Genomic DNA, 17,721 nt, shown 5'->3' with positions numbered 1-17,721 from the left:
CTGAAATCCACCTTTGCTCGGCGGCGCGCCCACCACGTCGCGTGATCCGATTCGCGCATGCGCTTATCTCGCAGGCTGCTCGCCTCGCTCGCCGGTGTCACCGCGCTGATCGCCGTGCCGCTGGCCGTGTGGGCCCACACCGGCGCCGAGGCCGCCACGGACGCGCTGCTGTCGCAGGGCCGGCCGGTGGCGGCGTCCTCGATCGAGGCGCCGGAGCTCGCGCCCGGCAACGTCACCGACGGCAACGGGCGGACCCGCTGGGGCAGCGAGGAGGGCGTCGACCCGCAGTGGATCGCCGTCGACCTCGGCGGCCCGCGCACCGTGAGCCGGGTCCGGCTGCGCTGGGAGACCGCCTACGGCCGGGAGTACAAGATCCAGACCTCGCCCGACGGCGCCGCCTGGACGACCATCTACAGCACCGGGGCCGGCAACGGCGGCACCGACGACCTGACCGGCTTGTCGGGCTCCGGGCGGTACGTCCGGCTCTACGGCACCGCCCGCGGGACGAAATGGGGATATTCGTTGTACGAGCTCGAGGTCTACGGCACCGGCAGCGGCGAGGCACCGCCGCCGCCACCTTCGTCCGCGGTGCGCGCACCCGGCCGCGCCACACAGCCCGCCCCGTCGGCCCCCTCCGCCACGGCCGCCGCGCCCCCGCAGGCCACCGCCAAATCACCGGCATCCGCGGATTTGGACGACCCGCGCAAGAAGGACATCGCGATGCAGCTGGTCTCGTCCGCGGAGAACTCGTCGCTGGACTGGAAGTCCCAGTACCGCTATATCGAGGACATCGGCGACGGCCGCGGTTACACCGCCGGGATCATCGGCTTCTGCTCCGGCACCGGCGACATGCTGGAACTCGTCGAGGCCTACACGCGCAGCGCCCCCGGCAACGTCCTGGCCAAGTATCTGCCGGCCCTGCGCCGCGTCAACGGCACGGCTTCGCATGCCGGCCTCGACCCGGGCTTCGCTGCCGACTGGCGCACCGCCGCGGCCGACCCGAAATTCACCAAGGCCCAGGACGACGAGCGCGACCGCGTCTACTTCAACCCGGCCGTGAACCAGGCCAAGGCCGACGGCCTGGGCGCGCTGGGCCAGTTCATCTACTACGACGCCATGGTCATGCACGGCCCGGGCCCGGACGCGGACAGCTTCGGCGGCATCCGCCGGGCCGCCCTGTCCCGGGCGAAGCCGCCGGCCCAGGGCGGCAACGAGGCAACCTACCTCAACGCCTTCCTGGACGCCCGCGCCACCGCGATGCGCACGGAGGCGGCGCACAGCGACACCAGCCGCGTCGACACGGCCCAGCGACAATTCCTCCAGGCCGGCAACCTGACCCTGAACCCCCCACTGACCTGGAAGGTCTACGGAGAAACCTTCAAAGTCCAGTGACTGCCTGACGACCGCCCGCGCCGCCAAGGGCAAAACGATATGTCGGGCGCTCCGCGCCACGACATATCGGACTTATATCCTGACGGCCGACATGTCACCTTAAACCGTGTTCTGCACCGCCATAAGTCTCCGTGATCATGCGCGTTGCCCCGGCCGCACCACGGGTTCGCCATGATCGCGGAGACTTATGGTACTCAGGTGTGCACGTTCGCTCCGTGATCATGAGAAACCGCTGGTGCCGGCGGCGAGTCCGGCATGATCGCGGAGACTTCCCGCCGCGGCGGCGCCGGCGTCGTCGATCCGATCGAACCGGACGCGCGGAGAACCCGGCAGGCCCTTGCGCGCGTCAGTACGATCGGCGGCGTGGCGCTGGCGATCTTCGATTTCGACCCCCCGCTCACCGACCGGACCTCGGCATTCCGGCGCGGGGCGGCGGACCGCCGCGCCCTGCCGAGCCTCGTCCGGCCCGCCGCCGTGGGGTTACCGAGGTGACCACCCCGCTCGAGCTGTGCGTCGAGGCCCTGGCCACCGCCCGGGTCCACGGCCTCGGCGCCGACGCGCCGCTGCACGCCCTCGCCGCGACCCTCGGCGCCGAGTACACCGAGCACGCCGCCGACGACAGCATGCACCGCGACTTCGGCCTGGTGGAGTGCCACTACGAGCGGCTGGGCCCGGACGAGCCGTGGCAGGGCCGCTTCCTGGTGATCCGCGCCGACCGCCTCGACGCCCCCGTGCGCCTCGACGAGGTGCAGGAGGAGCTGCGGCGGGTGGGCCAGAGCCTGGTACCGCTGCCGGCACCGCGACACGGCGCCGCCGAGCCGACCCTGCGCGCCCCGCTGACCGGCGCCACGGTGACCGCCACCGCCGCCGGCGACACGGTGGCGATCGCCGCCCCGCAGTGGCCCATCCCGGAGCAGAAACCGCTGCCCGAGGCGAGATGGCGGGCGGTCTGCGACAGCCTGCGCGAACTGCTCCCGCTGACCCGCACCGAGCGCGCCGAGTGGCTCGCCGCCCGCGTCCCCGACACGGCCGAGGCCGCCGACTGGTGGCTGGCGCTGCTGCACCCGCTGCCCGCCCTGCGCTTCGACGACCCGGCCCGCGCCCCGCAGTGGGCCGCTCTGGAGCTGTGGCTGCTCGACCGCGCCGCCGACGCCGCCGCCTGGTCGCGCGAGGAGTGGGTGTGGCGCTGGATCTGGTTCGTGCGCAGCCTGACCACCCGCGCCGCCACCCCGCTGGCCGCCGACCTGACCCGGCTGAGCCTGGCCGCCCTGCCGATGACCGTCGCCCAGCTCCACGCCCTGCCCACCGACTGGCGCGCGCTGACCCCGAACGACCTGCGCCGTTCCCGCACCGCCCGCGCCCTGCTCTGGGTCGCCACCTCCTACGGCGCCCGGGTCATGGGCTGACCCCCGCCTTCCGTCGCGCTCCGCGCGACCCCCACGGCGCCCGGGTCATGGGCTGATCCCCGCTCTGCGACAATCGTTGCGACAAAGGGGGTACGGGATGATCGTCATCGACGCGGCGTCGGCCGTGCCGCCGTACGAGCAGCTGCGGGTCCAGCTCGCCCGCCAGATCCAGGATCACTCGCTCGCCGTGGGCACGAGGCTGCCGACCGTCCGCGCCCTCGCCACCGAGCTCGGCCTGGCCGCCAACACGGTCGCCCGGGCCTATCGCGAGCTGGAGGAGGCCGGTCTCATCGAGACCCGGGGCCGGGCCGGCTCGTTCGTCTCCGCCGCCGGCGAGGCCGCCCGCGAGCGTGCCCGCCGCGCCGCGGCCGACTACGCGGCGGTCGCCGCCGCCGCCGGCCTGGACAAGGCCGAAGCCATCCGGATCGTCGAGGCGGCCCTGGCCACGACCGTTCGCGGCTGACCGGCGCCGCAACGGCGGCGGCCGGGACGGAGAGCTCCGTCCCGGCCGCCGGGTGCGCTTCGACAGGCGTCGCTCAGGAAGCGACCGCCATCGAGGGCAGCATGAGCTTCATCTGGATAGCGGCCGCGTCGGGCTCCATCCCGGTGTACATGAAAGCGAGCAACGCGCTGTTGCCGACCCACGCGCAGATGGCCAGCGTGACGCCGGTGCCGCCGTCGGTCTTCTGGCACTCGGCCTTGCCGCCCAGCTTGCCCGGGTCGACGTTGACCGGGGTGCTGCCGCTGCCGCCCAGCTCCTTGAACGCGCCCGAGAAGAACTCGTCGAGCTGCTTCTGCGGGCCGCCGGCGCTGAAGGCCGAGCCGACGCCGCCCCAGACCACGGCCACCTGGGAGGTCTTCGCCGAGTTCTGGTACTGCGCGGCGAACGGATCCTTGATGCCCGCGTCCGAGAGCTGCTGGCTGAGCTCCTTGGCCTGGTCCTGGTTGGCCATCTTCTTCCAGGTGCTGATCGTGGCCGGGGCGGTCAGCGTCACCTTCGGGCCGGCCGCGGCCGTCGGGGTCTTCGACGCGCCGGCCGCGCTGGACGGGCCATGCGACGGGCCCGGGCCGGACGACGCCGAGGCATCGGGCTTGTCGTCGGAGGTGACGACATACGCCGCCACGCCGATGCCACCGCAGAGCACGATCGCGATGGCGCCGAAGATGAGGCTCAGCATGAGCGCGTTGCTCTTCTTCTTCGGCGGCGGGGTCGGGGCGCCGGACCACGCCGGATACTCCGGCTGCGGCGCGCCATAGGCCGGCTGGCCGTAAGCGGGCTGACCGTAGCCGCCGCCCGAGGCCGGCATGGCCGACGTCGGCTGGGCGTAGCCCGGGTCCTGCCCGTAGGCCGGCTGGCCGTAGGCGGGGTCCTGGCCGTACGCCGGATCCTGACCGTACGACGGCTGCTGCCCATACCCGGGGTCGTTGCCGTAGGGGGGTGGCTGCTGGCCATACGGCGGCGGCTGCTGCCCGTAGGACGGCGGCTGCTGCCCGTACGGCGGGGGCTGTTGCCCATACGGCGAAGGCTGCTGCTGGCCGTAGGGGTCGTATGGAGGTTGTTGTGCGTACGGGTCAGACATGAAAGCTCCTCGGCACGGGAAGACCCGGGGCAGCATAATCCCTTCCGGCGCGTGGCGGTGTCCGGTTCCCGGCGATGCGCATCACTGTCCCACCCGCGTTTGCTCAGCTTCGCGCCCTGCCCGCCGATCGACGGTGGGTGTGGCGCGCGCCGGCTCGGCCCCTGATCCACGCGCGCGACTGGGTGGCCGCGACGCGGGCGGTGGCCTACTTCCTCATCGTCGGCGGCTCGGTCGTCGGCGCATGCGCCCTGCTGGTGCCGGGTTTCGCGGGCGGACCGGCCGGCGTGCCCGCCACCACGGCGACCGCCGGCGCGATGGTACTGGCCGGTGCCGCGTGCCGGTTGCGACCGCGGCGTATACCCGCGCTGTTCTGGGCGCTGGTGCCCTTCCTCGCGGTCCTGCTGATCGGCGGCCTGAACCTGCTCACCCGTGACGTCAGCGTCAGCGCGCACCTCTATTTCCTCTGGCCTCTGCTGTACTCCGCGACCTTCCTCCGCCGCGACGTGGCGTACCTAGTGCTGGCAGCGGTCAGCGTCACGGACGCCGCGGTGACGATCACCCTGCAACCGGGCAGTGTGGCGGTCACCGACGTGGCCGCGCTGGTGACCGCCTACACGGTCTCCATGGTCGTCGTGGCGAAGCTGCGCGACCGCGCGGAGGCGCTGGTGGCCCGCCTCGAGGAGCAGGCGCTGACCGACCCGCTCACCGCGCTGCCGAACCGCCGCGCCTTCGACCGCGACCTGACCCGCGCGCTGGCCACCGGTACCGAGCGCTGCCTGCTCATCGTCGACGTCGACCACTTCAAGACGATCAACGACACCTGGGGCCACGGCACGGGCGACGCCGTCCTCACCCGCGTCGGCGCCGCCCTGCGCGCGGCCGCCGGCCCGTCCGACACCGCCGCCCGCCTGGGCGGCGACGAGTTCGCCCTGGTCGTCGACGGCCCGCCGGAGCGCGCCCGCGCGGTCGCCGCCCGGGTCCGCGCCGCGGTCGCGAGCGGCAGCGACCTGCCGGACGGCCTGCCCACGCTGAGCATCGGCCTCGCCTCCACGCACGCCGGCCCCCCGCTCGGCCCGGAGGCTCTCCTGGCCGCCGCCGACCGCGCCCTGTACGACGCCAAGCTCCGCGGTCGCAACCGCGTCGCCATCGCCCCCGGCACGGCTTTCGCACCGACCCCCGCGTCCGCCCCCGCCCAGGCCGCCGTTCCGTCGCCCGGAGCCGATGCCGAGGCGACGAGAACCGGCAATCGGCGTGGCAACCGTTAAATCGTGAAATGTCGGATAAGTCCGGACACGAAGTATCTGGACTTATCTGTACCTAACCCGCCGCCAGGGGGCCGCGACTCGCCGGCCGGCGGCTGGAGCGAACGAATCTCTCCGCGATCATGCGACTCCCGCCAGCGCACGGCGGGTTTCCCGTGATCGCGGAACCATAAGGTGCCCATGGGTACATCGACCTTCCGCGATCATGAGAAACGCGTGATACGGGGGCGGCTGCGGCATGATCGCGGAGAGTTCTGGTCGTGATGCCCGGTGCCCGCACAAAGCGGCATACACGATAAGTCCGGAAAAATCTCGAAAACCGGGGTTTTAGGGCCGTTCGGCGGAGCCAGGGGTGAACATGAGGGTGACTGCTGTCGAGACCAACGGGGGTTTCACCCAATGCCTGCGAGCAAGAGCAAGCGGCGCGTACCGATCGCCGTGGGGGCGGCGAGCTTCCTGGCCGCGCTGACCGCCGGCCTCACCTACCAGACCGTCGCCGGCGCGCAGACCGTCGGCGCCGAGGACCGGGCGCGGCCCGCGGAGACCGTGACCCCGGACCCGTGGGGCGCATACCCGACCACGCCCGGCCCGACCACGCCTGGCCCATCCACGCCCGGCCCATCCACGCCCGGCCCATCCACGTCGGCCGAGCCGACGCCCACCGGCGGACCGTTCGGGGACCCGTGCGCCACCTCGTCGCCCGAGCCGGGCGGCACGATCATCATGCCGCCGAGCACGCCCGCCCCGGGCGCGTCGATCATCATCCCGCCGGGCGCATTCGACACAACCAGCCCGACGCCGGCCGAAACGCCCAGCGCCGCGCCGGCCGAGACACCGACCGTCGCGCCGTCTGAAACGCCGACCGAAACGCCGACCGTGGCGCCGACCGAGACACCAACCGAGACGCCGACCGCGGCGCCCAGCGAGACGCCGAGCACCACGCCGACCTTCGGCGGCTCCGAGACGCCCGCACCGACCTGCACCGCGTCGCCGACGCCGACCGACACCTTCGGCGCGCCCGCGCCGGTGCCGACCGACACGTTCGGCGCGCCGCTGCCCACCGACACATTCGGGGCGCCGGCACCGAGCGAGACCGTGAACCCGATGCCGACGATGACCTTCACCGAGCGGAGGCGCTGAAACCGGGAAGCAGGGGCGCTGAAACCGGGAAGCAGGGGCGCTGAAACCGGGAAGCAGGGGCGCTGAAACCCGGAAGCGGGGGCGCTGAGACACGGAAGCGGGGCGCGGGGGACTCGGACGGCTGGGTCTCCCGCCGCCGCGCGTAGGACGGCGGCGCGGCGCTGATATTGTCACGCGATGTTGACGGGTACGGCCGGCCCCGACGAATCGACCGCACCTGCCACCGGCAGGATCGTCACGCAACGGGGTTCCGGCGCGACGCGGCGTACGAGCGAGGAACCGGACAGCATCGCCGAGGACAGCGACACCGCCGTCGGGCAGCGGCCCGGCCGCCGGGCCGACCTGCTGTCGCTCGGCAGCTACGTGCTGGGCGCGCTGTTCATCATCTCCCCGCTGCTGGCGCACTACGGGCGCCGCACGCCGGTGAGCCCGGGCGACCGGGCGCTGGCCGAATACTTCCTGGGCTACTCGGCCCGGATCGTCGCGCACGGCGACAACCCGCTGCACATCATGCAGGTCAACGTGCCGTTCGGCATCAACGGCATGGCCAACACGAGCATCCTCGGCCTGGGCCTGCCGCTGTCGCCGATCACCCTGCTGTTCGGCACCCAGGTCACCTTCGACCTCCTGATCGTGATCGGCATCGCCGGCACCGCCTCGGCCTGGTACTGGCTGCTCTCCCGCCACGTCGTCACCAGCCGCACCGCCGCGTGGGTGGGCGGGCTGGTCGGCGGGTTCGCGCCCGCCGTCGCCTCGCACGCGTCGTACCACCCGAATCTCGTGGCGCAGTTCCTCGTGCCGCTGCTGGCCTGGCGGACGATCAAGCTGCTGGAGGGGCGCCCGCTGCGCAACGGGCTGCTGCTCGCCGCCGTCGTGGTGTACCAGGTGTTCATCAACGAGGAGACGCTGTTCCTGGCCGCCCTGGCCATCGGCGCGTTCCTGCTGATCTACGCGGTGCAGCGGCGGGAGCTGGTGCGGGCCGCGCTCAAGCCGCTGATCCTGGGGCTCGGGGTGACCGCCGTCGCGTCGGTGGCGGTGCTCGCCTACCCGCTGTGGTTCCAGTTCTACGGGCCGGGCAGCTATCAGGGCGGCGAGGCCTACATGACCACGTTCCGCATGGACGTGCTCGGCCTCACCTCCTACGGCAGCAACAGCGTCGCCGAGCGCCTGGGCCGCTTCGGCGAGCCCCGGCCGCCGCTGGGCGCCGAGGAGCACGGCTTCTTCGGCTGGTCGCTGTGCCTGCTGCTGCTCACCCTGATCGTCTGGCAGTGGCGCGACGTGCTCGTCCGCACCCTGGCGATCACCGGCCTGGGCTTCGCGGTGCTCGCCTGGGGCAGCCCGCTGCAGTTCCAGGGCCGCGACACGCACGTGCCGGGTCCCTACGGGCTGATCATGCACCTGCCGCTGTTCGACACGCTGCTGCCGACCCGGCTGGGCGAGGTGACCAACTGGGCGGTCGTGCCGATCGTCGCCATCGGCCTGCAGCGGCTGATGCGGCTGCGCGGCCTGGACGCGCGCACCCGGCGGCTGTTCCTGATCGGTGCCTTTGCCGCCGCGTTGGTACCGGGGGCGCCGATGCCGATCAAGGTTGAGCTGCGCCCGCAGACGCCGGCGTTCATCGCCTCGGGCGCGTGGAAGCCCTACGTCGGCCCGGGGCAGTCGGTGCTGATCGTGCCGCTGCCGCAGTGGGACTTCCAGATCGCGACCTTCTGGGCCGACGCGACGAACACCGACCTGCCGCTGTCCCACGGGTACTTCCTCGGCCCCGCCGACGGGATCAAGGGGCATCACGCGTTCGTCGGCCCGGTGCCGCGCCCGACCGACAAGCTGTTCAGCGATGCGATGTACAAGCGCGCCGTGCCCACGGTGACCGACGCCGACCGCGAGCAGGCCAAGGTCGACCTGCGGTACTGGCACACCGCGCTGATCCTGTGCCCCGAGGGGCCGAAGTTCGTCGCCGGCTGCCAGACGATCAGCGAGCTCGTCGGCCCCGGCACCTTCACCGGCGGCCTGTGGATGTGGGACGTCCGCGGCATCTGACCCGCAACCCGTCACCGAAGAGAGCGGCGCACTAGCGCCGCTCTTTTTTGTGCAAGTCGGGCCAATGACGCGCGCCCGGATGGAGTTCGGATGCCGAACGTTGACATCGCGGGTCCTGCACATTGCGGCGCAGAAGCCGGTCAAAGTTCAAGCATCGAAACGTATCTAGCGTCAGCCGAACATTTCTAGTACGTTTCCTGGCATCGCAACTCCCCGCTATGGAGTGGCGACGCAATGTCCCCAACACCTCACTCGGCAACAGACAGGGGATGACGCAATGAGACACACCAAGGGATCGGCGGCGACGCTGGCGGTCCTGTTAGCCGGCATGGGGCTGACCCTGCTGGCCCCGCCCACGGCCGCGGCCGCGGCGGATCCGGGCGCGCCGGTCACGGTCGACGCGCTGGCCCGCGACGTGTCACGGGCCGAGTCGGTCCGCGAGATCAAGGACCTGCAGCGCACCTATGCCCAGCTGGCGCAGTACGGCCGGTTCGGCGACATGGCCGGGCTGTTCTCCGGCACCGGCACCCTGCAGTGGGGCGCGGAGACCTCGACCGGCCCGGCAGCGATCGAGACCTGGCTGCGCACCGACGCCGGCGCCATGGACGGCGTCCGCCCCGGCTCGCTGAACACCTCGGTGATCGAGATGCCGCTGGTGAACCTCTCCGTCGACGGGCTCACCGCCAAGGCCCGCTTCGACGGGCTGCGCTTCATGGGCGACGGCGCCGGCAACACCCGGATCGAGGGCGGCATCTACGAGAACGAGTACGTGTTCGACGGCGGCCGCTGGAAGATCTCGCTGCTGCACTACTACCCGTACTACGCCGGCCCCTACGTCGGCGGCTGGCGCAACGTCGGCGGCGCCCTGCCGATCATCCCCTACCACTTCACCCCCGAGACCGCCGGCATCCCGATCCCGCCGGCCGAGGGCGCCGCGCCGCCCACCACCGCGACCGCCGCAGAGCTGGCGCACCGGATCAGCCGGATGAACGACGAGGACGAGGTCCGCAACCTGCAGGACGCCTACGGCTACTACGTCGACCAGCGCATGTGGACCGACGTGGTCGACCTGTTCGTCCCCGGCTCCACCGTCCGGATCGACGGCGTCGGCACCTACACCGGGGCCGCCGGCGTGCGCCAGGCGATGGAGCGGATGGGGCCGGAGAACCTGACCCAGGGCATCCTCAACGACCACCCGCTGTTCGACACGATCGTCCAGGTCGACCCCAACGGCCGGGACGCGATCGCGCGCGGCATCGAGATCGGCATGATCGGCGACGCCAACACCCGCGCCGCGTCGTGGGAGTTCAACACCTTCCGCAACCACTTCGTCAAGGACAACGGGGTGTGGAAGCTCAAGGAGCTGAACATCACCCCGCTGATGGTCGCCAACTACGCCACCGGCTGGGGCAACGGCGGCACCGCCGCGCCGGCCGGCGTCGTGCCGGCGTTCCTCGACGTCGCCGCGCGCAGCGCCCAGCCGGTCGGGCCGGACGGGTCGAGCACCGACCCGGCCGACCTGCAGCGGCGGCTCCTGCGCTCGGAGGCCTACGACGGCACGGAGAACGTCTCGGCGGCCTACGGCTACTACCTCGACGACCTGCGATGCGACGAGATGGGCACGATCCACGCGACCGCCGGCCACAAGAACTCGCCGTTCGCCGGCTGGTTCCAGGGCCCCGACCGCATCGCCCGGGCGTGCCACGTCGTCTACGGGGCCAACCCGTCCACGATGCGCTCCAGCATCTCCTTCCACTGGCGCCCGCAGCCGGTGATCGAGGCGTCGCAGGACGGCCGGTCGACCACGCTGCGCGCGCGGCTGCTGCAGCCCTCCACGTCGACGTTCTCCGCCGGCAGCTTCAACGGCGCGATGTACCACGACCAGGTGGTGCTGGAGAACGGCACGTGGAAGCTGTGGAGCCTGACCATCGACGAGTTCTACTGGCAGTCGCCCAACTGGGTCGGCGGCTGGGCCGCGGCGAACCCGCGCAGCCCGACCGCGCCCAACCCGCCGCCGAGCTCGCTGATCACCCAGTACCGGCCGGACGTGCTGCTGACCGACGTCGGCGTGCGCGAGGAGGGCTTCCAGGGCGGCAGCGGCCGGTTCATCGCGTGGCCCGAGATCGTGCCGATGTGGTTCGAGTACCGCAACCCGGTCAGCGGCCGGGTGCCGCCGAAGTACTGGCCGGACTGCGTGCCATGCGAGTTCCGGCCCGACTGGAAGCTCACGTCCAACGGCTACCAGCTGCCGCCGAGCGGTCCGTCGCTGGTGACGGCGACGTCGGCGCCGGTCGCGTGGGGTACCCCCGCAACGGTGACGGTCACCGTGACGGCGGGCCCGGGCGAGCCGGTGGCCGGCACGGTGGAGCTGCGCGAGGGCACCACTCCGCGCGGGTCGGCGGCGCTGAACGCCGGCGGCACCGCGTCGATCGCGCTGCCGCCCGGCCTGTCCGGCGGCACGCACACGCTGACCGTCGCCTACCAGGGCAGCGATCGGCTGGCCCCGGGGCAGACCGGTGTCACGGTGACGGTGAATCTGCCGCCGGCCTGGAACGCCTCGACGGTCTACAACAGCCCGGACCGGGTGACCTACAACGGCAAGGTCTTCGTCGCGAATTGGTACAACCGCAACCAGAAGCCGGGCGACCCCTACGGCGCCTGGCAGGAGCTGGCGATGACCGAGGCCGGCGTGACGATCTGGACCGCGTCGCGGATCTTCGACACCGGTGACCGGGTGACCTACAACGGCCACCTCTACGAGGCCAAGTGGTGGACCCGCAACCAGGCCCCCGGCGACCAGTACGGCCCCTGGAAGCTCATCGGCTGAGGAACACGGCGGCCCGGGATCGCGAGATCCCGGGCCGCTCGCATTGCAGGCTCCGACAACGCAACGGATCAGGGAGGAACGATGCGGGTTGCGAGAGCAATGACAGCGATCCTGGTGGTGGCGGCCGGCGTGGGCATCGGCGTGCAGGCGCCGCCGCCGCACCGGGCCGCGGCCGACCCGGCGCCGGTGACGATCGACTCGCTGGCCCGGGACGTGTCCCGGCTCGAGTCGCTGCGCGAGGTCAAGGACGTGCAGCGCAGCTACACCCAGCTCAGCCAGTTCGGCCGGTGGGGTGACATGGCGGCCCTGTTCGCCGCCGACGGCACCCTGCAGTGGGGCACCCAGACCGCGACCGGGCGCGGCGCGATCGAGTCGTGGTTCGCCACCACGGCCGGCGCCATGGACGGCGTGTCGCCCGGCTCGCTGCACACCGAGATCATCGACGAGCCGCTGGTGAACCTCTCCGTCGACGGGCTCAGCGCCAAGTCGCGGTGGATGGGCATGCGCTTCCTCGGCGACGGCCACGGCACGGCCCGGATCGAGGGCGGCGTCTACGAGAACGAGTACGTGCTGCGCGACGGCCGCTGGCAGATCTCGCTGCTGCACTACTACCCGCAGTACGAGGGCGACTATGCCACCGGCTGGCGCAACGTCGGCGGCCAGCGGCTGCCGATCGTGCCGTTCCACTTCACCTCCGACGAGACCGGCATCCCGATCCCGCCGGCCGAGGGCGCCGCGCCGCCCACCACGGCGACCGCCGCCGAGCTGACCACCCGGATCGCCAAGCTCAACAACGAGGACGAGGTCCGCAACCTGCAGGACGCCTACGGCTACTACGTCGACCGCAAGATGTGGACGGACGTCGTCGACCTCTTCGCGGCCGGGGCCACGGTGACCATCGACGGCGTCGGCACCTACACCGGCTCCGCCGGCGCGCGCCAGGCGATGGAGCGGATGGGCGCGGAGGGCCTCACCCACGGCCAGCTCAACGACCGTCCCATCTTCGACCTCATCGTCGACGTGAACCCCGACGGGCGCGAGGCGACCACCCGCGGCGTCGAGGTCGGCATGCTCGGTAACGCCGACACGCACGAGGGCGGCTGGGAGTTCTCCGCCTTCCGCAACCACTTCGTCAAGGAGGACGGGTTGTGGAAGCTCAAGGACCTCGCCATCACCCCGCTGCTCAGCAGCCCCTACGCGGGGGGCTGGGGTAACGGCGGCACGGCACCGCACGCGAGCGTCGCGCCCGCGTTCCTCGACGTGGCCGGGCGCAGCGCGCGACCGGCGACGGGCCAGGCGGCCAACCCCAGCCTGACCGACCTCAAGCGGCGGCTCGACCGCTCCCAGGCCTACGACGGCACCGAGAACGTCTCGGCGGCCTACGGCTACTACATCGACGACTCGCAGTGGCAGGGCATGGCGGCGATCTTCGCGACCGAGGGCAGCAAGGCGTTCGCGTTCGCCGGCTACTACTTCGGCCGCGACCGCATCCAGGCGGCCGGCACGGCCAGCTACGGCGCGCCGCTGCCGCTCACCGCGCTGCGGACCAGCATCTCCTATCACTGGCGTACCCAGTCGGTGATCCTGGTGTCGCAGGACGGCCGGTCGGCGACCCTGCGCACCCGGCTGTTCCAGCCGCGCACGTCCACGAACGTGGTGAACGGCTCCACCGGCTACTGGGCCGGCATGTACCCGAACGACTCGGCGGTGCTCGAGGACGGCATCTGGCGGATCTGGATGCTGGAGATCGACGAGTCGTACTTCTCCACGCCGAACTGGGCCGGCGGCTGGGCCGCCGCGGTGGACCCGACGAGCACCACCAACCCGCCGGGCAGCCCGCTGCTGACCCGCTACCCGCCGGACATCAAGCTCACCGAGATGCCCGTGCGCCAGGAGGGCTTCACCGGCGGCACCGGCCGGACGATCGTGTGGCCGGGCATCCTGCCGATGTGGTTCCACTACCGCAACCTGGTGACCGGCCGGGTGCCCCAGAAGTACTGGCCGGACTGCCCTCCGTGCGACGTGCGGCCCGACGCGAGCATGCTGGCGCACGGCTACCAGCTGCCGCCGAGCGGGCCGACGTCGGTGACGGCGACGTCGGCGCCGGTCTCCTGGGGTACCGCCGCCACCGTGACGGTCTCGATCGCGGCCGGACCCGACGAGCCCCTCGCGGGCTCGGTGGAGCTGTGGGAGGGCAGCACCCCGCGCGGCTCGGGTGCGATCTCCACCCCGATCGCGCTGCCGCCGGGCCTGTCCGGTGGCACGCACACCCTCACGGTGCTCTATCAGGGCAGCGATCGGCTCGCCCCCGGGCAGACGACGGTGAGCGTGACGGTGAATCTGCCGCCGGCGTGGAACAGCTCGACGGTCTACAACAGCCCGGACCGGGTGACCTACAACGGCAAGGTCTACGTCGCGAATTGGTACAACCGCAACCAGAAGCCGGGCGACCCCTACGGCGCCTGGCAGGAGCTGGCGATGACCGACGCCGGCGTGACCATCTGGACGCCGTCGCGGATCTTCGACACCGGTGACCGGGTGACGTACAACGGCCACCTCTACGAGGCCAAGTGGTGGACCCGAAACCAGGCCCCGGGGGACCGGAACGGCCCTTGGCGGCCCGTCGGCTGAACCGGCACAGCGAGCGGCCCGCAACCTTGGTTGCGGGCCGCTCCCGTTCACGCCGTCAGCGCGATGTACTTCTCCTCCAGGAACTCCAGGATGCCCTCGGAGCTGCCCTCCCGGCCCAGCCCGCTCTGCTTGACCCCGCCGAACGGCGCGGCCGGGTCGCTGACCACGCCCCGGTTGATCGCGACCATGCCGGCCTCGAGGCGGCGCCCGACGGCGATCGCCTCCCGCTCCTCGCCGAAGACGTAGGCCATGAGCCCGTAGACGGTGTCGTTGGCCATCCGGATCGCCTCGTCGACGTCGTCGAAGCGGACCACCGCGGTCACCGGGCCGAAGATCTCCGTCGCGTTGATCTGCGAGCCGTGCTTGATGTCGGTGAGCAGCGTCGCGTCGTAGAACGCGCCGTCGGCCGACGCGTGGCCGCCGCGCACCACCGTCGCCCCGTCCGCGACGGCGGAGTCGACGAGGGCCGCCACCTTGTCGCGCTCGGCCACCGACACGAGGGCGCCGAGGTCGTTGGTGCGCTCCAGCCCCGGCCCGACCGCGAGGGCCGCGAGCGCGGCGTCCATGCGGGCGACGAACTCGTCGTGCAGGGAGCTGTGGACGTAGAAGCGGTTCGCCGCGGTGCACGCCGAGCCGCCGTTGCGCATCTTCGCCAGCAGCGCGCCGGCGATCGTCTCGTCCAGGTCGGCGCCCTGCAGCACGATGAGCGGGGCGTTGCCGCCGAGCTCCATCGAGGCGCTCACCACGCTGTCCGCGCACGCGTGCAGCAGCTCCCGGCCGACCTCGGTGGAGCCGGTGAAGGAGAGCTTGCGCACCTCGGGCCGGTCGATCATCCGCTTCACCAGCGGCCCGGTGGGCACGGGGGTGACCAGGTTGACCACGCCGCGCGGCACCCCGACCCGGCGCAGGACGTCGACGACGTAGGCGGCGGTCAGCGGCGTCTCGCGGGCCGGTTTGAGGATGGTGGTACATCCGGCGGCCAGGGCCGGGCCGAGCTTGCGGGTCGCCATCGCGGCGGGGAAGTTCCACGGCGTGATGAGCAGCGACACCCCGATCGGCTGCCGGTCCACGATGATCCGCTTGTCGCCGGCGGGGGAGAGGCGATAGTCGCCCGGTACGCGTACCGCCTCCTCGGCAAACCAGCGGAAGAACTCCTTGGCGTAGTTGGCCTCGCCGATGGCGTCGGCCCAGGACTTGCCGTTCTCCCGGACCATGATCTCGGCGAACAGCTCGACCTCGTCGGTGAGGATCTCGTAGGCGGCGCGCAGCAGCTCGCCGCGCTCCCGCGGGGCGGTCGCCGCCCAGCCGGGCTGCGCGGCGGCCGCCGCGTCGACCGCGTCCATGCAGTCCTGCTCGGTCGCGACCGCGAATTGGCCGATCGTGGACAGGTCGGCGGGGTCGACGACGTCGAAGCGCCGGCCGTCCGAGCCGGGCCGCCACTGCCCGTCGATGAAGAGATCGGTGTACAACGTCATGCGACGGCTCCTTCGTAGGCATGCTCGAGGATGTCCAGCAGCGCGTCGTGGGACGGCTCGATCGGCGCGATCGCGACGAGCCGCTTCGACACCAGCGCCAGGTCGGCGATGCGGGGCAGTTGGTCGCGCTCGACGCCGATCTCGGCGAGCGTCGCGGGCACGCCGATCGCCCGGTTGATCTCGACCACCCGCGCGATGGTCCGCGCGGCCGAGGCCTCGCCCGCGGGGATGCCCTCCATCGCCGCGCCCAGTGTCGCGATCCGCTCGGCGACCTCGCCGTCGGCCCGCAGCGCGTCGAGCACGTAGGGCAGCATGAGCCCGGTGCCGAGGCCGTGCGGGGTCTTGGTCAGCGCGCCGATCGGATACTGCAGCGCGTGGCACAGGTGCGTGCCGGTCGAGCCGAACGCCACCCCGCCGAGCAGCGCGCCCAGCGCGACCTCCTGGCGGGCCTGCCGGTCGGCGGGCTCGCGCACCGCGACCTCCAGCCACGGCCCCAGGTGGCGGGCGGCCTGCAGCGCGATCGGCTCGATGAGCGCGTTGCGCCCGGTGAACACCGGCAGCGGCGCGGACCAGGCGAAGTCGAGCGGGCGGGCGGTGTACGACTCGACCGCGTGCACCAGCGCGTCGATGCCCGAGTAGGCGGTCACGGTGGCCGGGGAGCCCAGGGTGAGCTCCGGGTCGACGACCGCGGCGGCCGGCACCAGGAACGGGCTGGAGATGCCGACCTTGAGCTCCCGGTCCGGGTCCGAGACGACCGCGACCGGCGTGACCTCCGAGCCGGTGCCGGCCGTCGTCGGCACGGCCACGATCGGCACGACCGGGCCGGGCACCAGGTTCTCGCCGTAGTAGCGGCTGAGCGGCCCGTCGTGCGCGGACAGCAGCGCGATCAGCTTGGCCGCGTCCAGGGCGCTGCCCCCGCCGATGGCCAGCACGACGTCGGCGCCGTAGTCCCGGGCGATCGCGCCGGCCGCGTCGAGCGTGCCGACCGGCAGCTCGGGCGTGATGTCCGAGTAGACCCGCACCTCGGCCCCGGCCGCGGACAGCGCGCCGGTCGTCTCGGCGAGGAAAGGGGTACCGGTGAGGAAGGGGTCGACGACGGCGAGCACCCGCCGGCCGTGGACCCGCACGATCTCGGGCAGCTGGGCGCGGGTGCCGTAGCCGAAGTGCACCCGGGCGGGCAGGCGGAGGCTGCCGATGTCAGGCAACGAACCCACCGTCCACCGGCAGGATGACCCCGTTGACGTGGCTGGCCCGGTCGCTGAGCAGGAAGGAGGCCACGGCGCCGACCTCCGCCCCGGTGCCCGCCTTGCGCAGCGGCGTCGCGGCGATGCGCGCCTCCACGCCGCCGGGGATGTTCCGCCGGGTCTGGTCGAGCATGGGCGACTCGGTCGGGCCGGGCGCGATCACGTTGACCCGGATGCCCAGCGGCCCGAAGTCGTGGGCGGCGGTGCGGGTCAGCCCGATGACGGCGTGTTTGCTCGCTTGGTACGCCCCCATGCCGGAGCTGCCGCGCAGGCCGCCGATGCTGCTCATGTTGACGATGGCGCCGGCACCCTGCGGGATCATGACCCGCACCTCTTCCCGGATGCACAGCCAGGTGCCCTTGATGTTGACCGCCATGATCCGGTCGAAGTCCTCCTCCGGCACCGTGTCGAGGCGGCCCGCCTGCGTCATCGCGGCGTTGTTGTAGGCCCCGTCGAGCCGGCCGAACCGCTCGACCGTCGCGTCGACGAACCGGGCGACGTCCGCCGCGCTGGACACGTCGCCGGTCGTGTAGGCCACGTCGTGCCCGGCCTTCTCCAGCTCCGCGGCGAGCTCGGCGAGCAGCGGCTCGGTGCGGGCGACGAGCATCAGCGCGGCGCCGTCCGCGGCCAGCACGCGGGCCGCGTCGGCGCCGATGCCGATGCTCGCCCCGACGACGAGGACGACCTTGCCGGCGAGCGGCGGGGTGATCTGGTCAGGCATGGT

General features: G+C 72.3%; 13 protein-coding genes. 8 read left to right on the top strand and 5 right to left on the bottom strand.

The genetic code is table 11. The annotated features are described in order from the left end of the window. Positions 1 to 57: 57 nt before the first annotated feature. The 4 genes from ACQPXD_RS43800 to ACQPXD_RS43785 all read left to right on the top strand — a co-directional run bounded on the left by ACQPXD_RS43800 (position 58) and on the right by ACQPXD_RS43785 (position 3,261). Positions 58 to 1,392, top strand: coding sequence for a chitosanase (locus ACQPXD_RS43800; RefSeq protein ID WP_432828918.1), 1,335 nt, complete (start codon positions 58 to 60; stop codon positions 1,390 to 1,392). 255 nt (positions 1,393 to 1,647) lie between these two features. Next, positions 1,648 to 1,884, top strand: a complete 237-nt coding sequence (locus ACQPXD_RS43795) for a hypothetical protein (protein WP_432828916.1) — start codon at positions 1,648 to 1,650, stop codon at positions 1,882 to 1,884. Beyond that, the gene (locus ACQPXD_RS43790) at positions 1,881 to 2,798 is read left to right on the top strand and encodes a hypothetical protein (RefSeq protein WP_432828914.1); all 918 of its coding nucleotides are present in this window, start codon (positions 1,881 to 1,883) and stop codon (positions 2,796 to 2,798) included. Before ACQPXD_RS43795 ends, ACQPXD_RS43790 begins: the two co-directional genes overlap by 4 nt. A gap of 97 nt (positions 2,799 to 2,895) precedes the next feature. After that, positions 2,896 to 3,261, top strand: a complete 366-nt coding sequence (locus ACQPXD_RS43785; RefSeq protein WP_432828912.1) for a GntR family transcriptional regulator — start codon at positions 2,896 to 2,898, stop codon at positions 3,259 to 3,261. A gap of 73 nt (positions 3,262 to 3,334) precedes the next feature. Here ACQPXD_RS43785 and ACQPXD_RS43780 read toward each other — a convergent pair whose 3' ends face one another. After that, complete coding sequence (locus ACQPXD_RS43780) at positions 3,335 to 4,378, bottom strand: hypothetical protein (protein ID WP_432828910.1); 1,044 nt, start codon at positions 4,376 to 4,378, stop codon at positions 3,335 to 3,337. A gap of 74 nt (positions 4,379 to 4,452) precedes the next feature. Between ACQPXD_RS43780 and ACQPXD_RS43775 the strand changes: the two genes are divergently transcribed. Continuing rightward, complete coding sequence (locus ACQPXD_RS43775; protein ID WP_432828908.1) at positions 4,453 to 5,643, top strand: GGDEF domain-containing protein; 1,191 nt, start codon at positions 4,453 to 4,455, stop codon at positions 5,641 to 5,643. Between the two features lie 479 nt (positions 5,644 to 6,122). Here the strand turns inward: ACQPXD_RS43775 and ACQPXD_RS43770 are convergent, their stop codons facing one another. Further along, positions 6,123 to 6,764: a hypothetical protein gene (locus ACQPXD_RS43770; protein WP_432828906.1), complete on the bottom strand. Its 642-nt coding sequence runs from the start codon at positions 6,762 to 6,764 to the stop codon at positions 6,123 to 6,125. Positions 6,765 to 6,957: 193 nt separating this feature from the next. Here ACQPXD_RS43770 and ACQPXD_RS43765 point away from each other — a divergent pair, with 193 nt between their 5' ends. From ACQPXD_RS43765 to ACQPXD_RS43755, 3 genes are all read left to right on the top strand, one after another. Next, the gene (locus ACQPXD_RS43765) at positions 6,958 to 8,820 is read left to right on the top strand and encodes a hypothetical protein (RefSeq protein WP_432828904.1); all 1,863 of its coding nucleotides are present in this window, start codon (positions 6,958 to 6,960) and stop codon (positions 8,818 to 8,820) included. Positions 8,821 to 9,097: 277 nt separating this feature from the next. Continuing rightward, positions 9,098 to 11,647, top strand: a complete 2,550-nt coding sequence (locus tag ACQPXD_RS43760) for a nuclear transport factor 2 family protein (protein ID WP_432828902.1) — start codon at positions 9,098 to 9,100, stop codon at positions 11,645 to 11,647. A 99-nt stretch (positions 11,648 to 11,746) separates the two neighbouring features. Continuing rightward, complete coding sequence (locus ACQPXD_RS43755; RefSeq protein ID WP_432828900.1) at positions 11,747 to 14,278, top strand: nuclear transport factor 2 family protein; 2,532 nt, start codon at positions 11,747 to 11,749, stop codon at positions 14,276 to 14,278. Between the two features lie 47 nt (positions 14,279 to 14,325). Here the strand turns inward: ACQPXD_RS43755 and ACQPXD_RS43750 are convergent, their stop codons facing one another. From ACQPXD_RS43750 to ACQPXD_RS43740, 3 genes are read right to left on the bottom strand one after another with little or no spacing between them, the layout of a single operon-like run. Beyond that, a complete protein-coding gene (locus ACQPXD_RS43750) occupies positions 14,326 to 15,753 on the bottom strand; it encodes an NAD-dependent succinate-semialdehyde dehydrogenase (protein ID WP_432828898.1) in 1,428 nt (475 codons plus the stop codon). Next, positions 15,750 to 16,958 carry an iron-containing alcohol dehydrogenase gene (locus tag ACQPXD_RS43745; protein ID WP_432828896.1) on the bottom strand — a complete coding sequence of 403 codons (1,209 nt, stop codon included), beginning with the start codon at positions 16,956 to 16,958 and terminating at the stop codon, positions 15,750 to 15,752. The genes ACQPXD_RS43750 and ACQPXD_RS43745 overlap by 4 nt, the downstream gene beginning before the upstream one ends. Beyond that, complete coding sequence (locus ACQPXD_RS43740; protein WP_432828894.1) at positions 16,951 to 17,718, bottom strand: SDR family NAD(P)-dependent oxidoreductase; 768 nt, start codon at positions 17,716 to 17,718, stop codon at positions 16,951 to 16,953. The genes ACQPXD_RS43745 and ACQPXD_RS43740 overlap by 8 nt, the downstream gene beginning before the upstream one ends. Between the last annotated feature and the right edge of the window lie 3 nt (positions 17,719 to 17,721).

Origin of the sequence: Dactylosporangium sp. CA-092794 (genome assembly GCF_050948465.1) — a bacterium.
GTDB lineage: Bacteria > Actinomycetota > Actinomycetes > Mycobacteriales > Micromonosporaceae > Dactylosporangium.
This window is presented reverse-complemented; position numbering and strand designations above follow the sequence as displayed.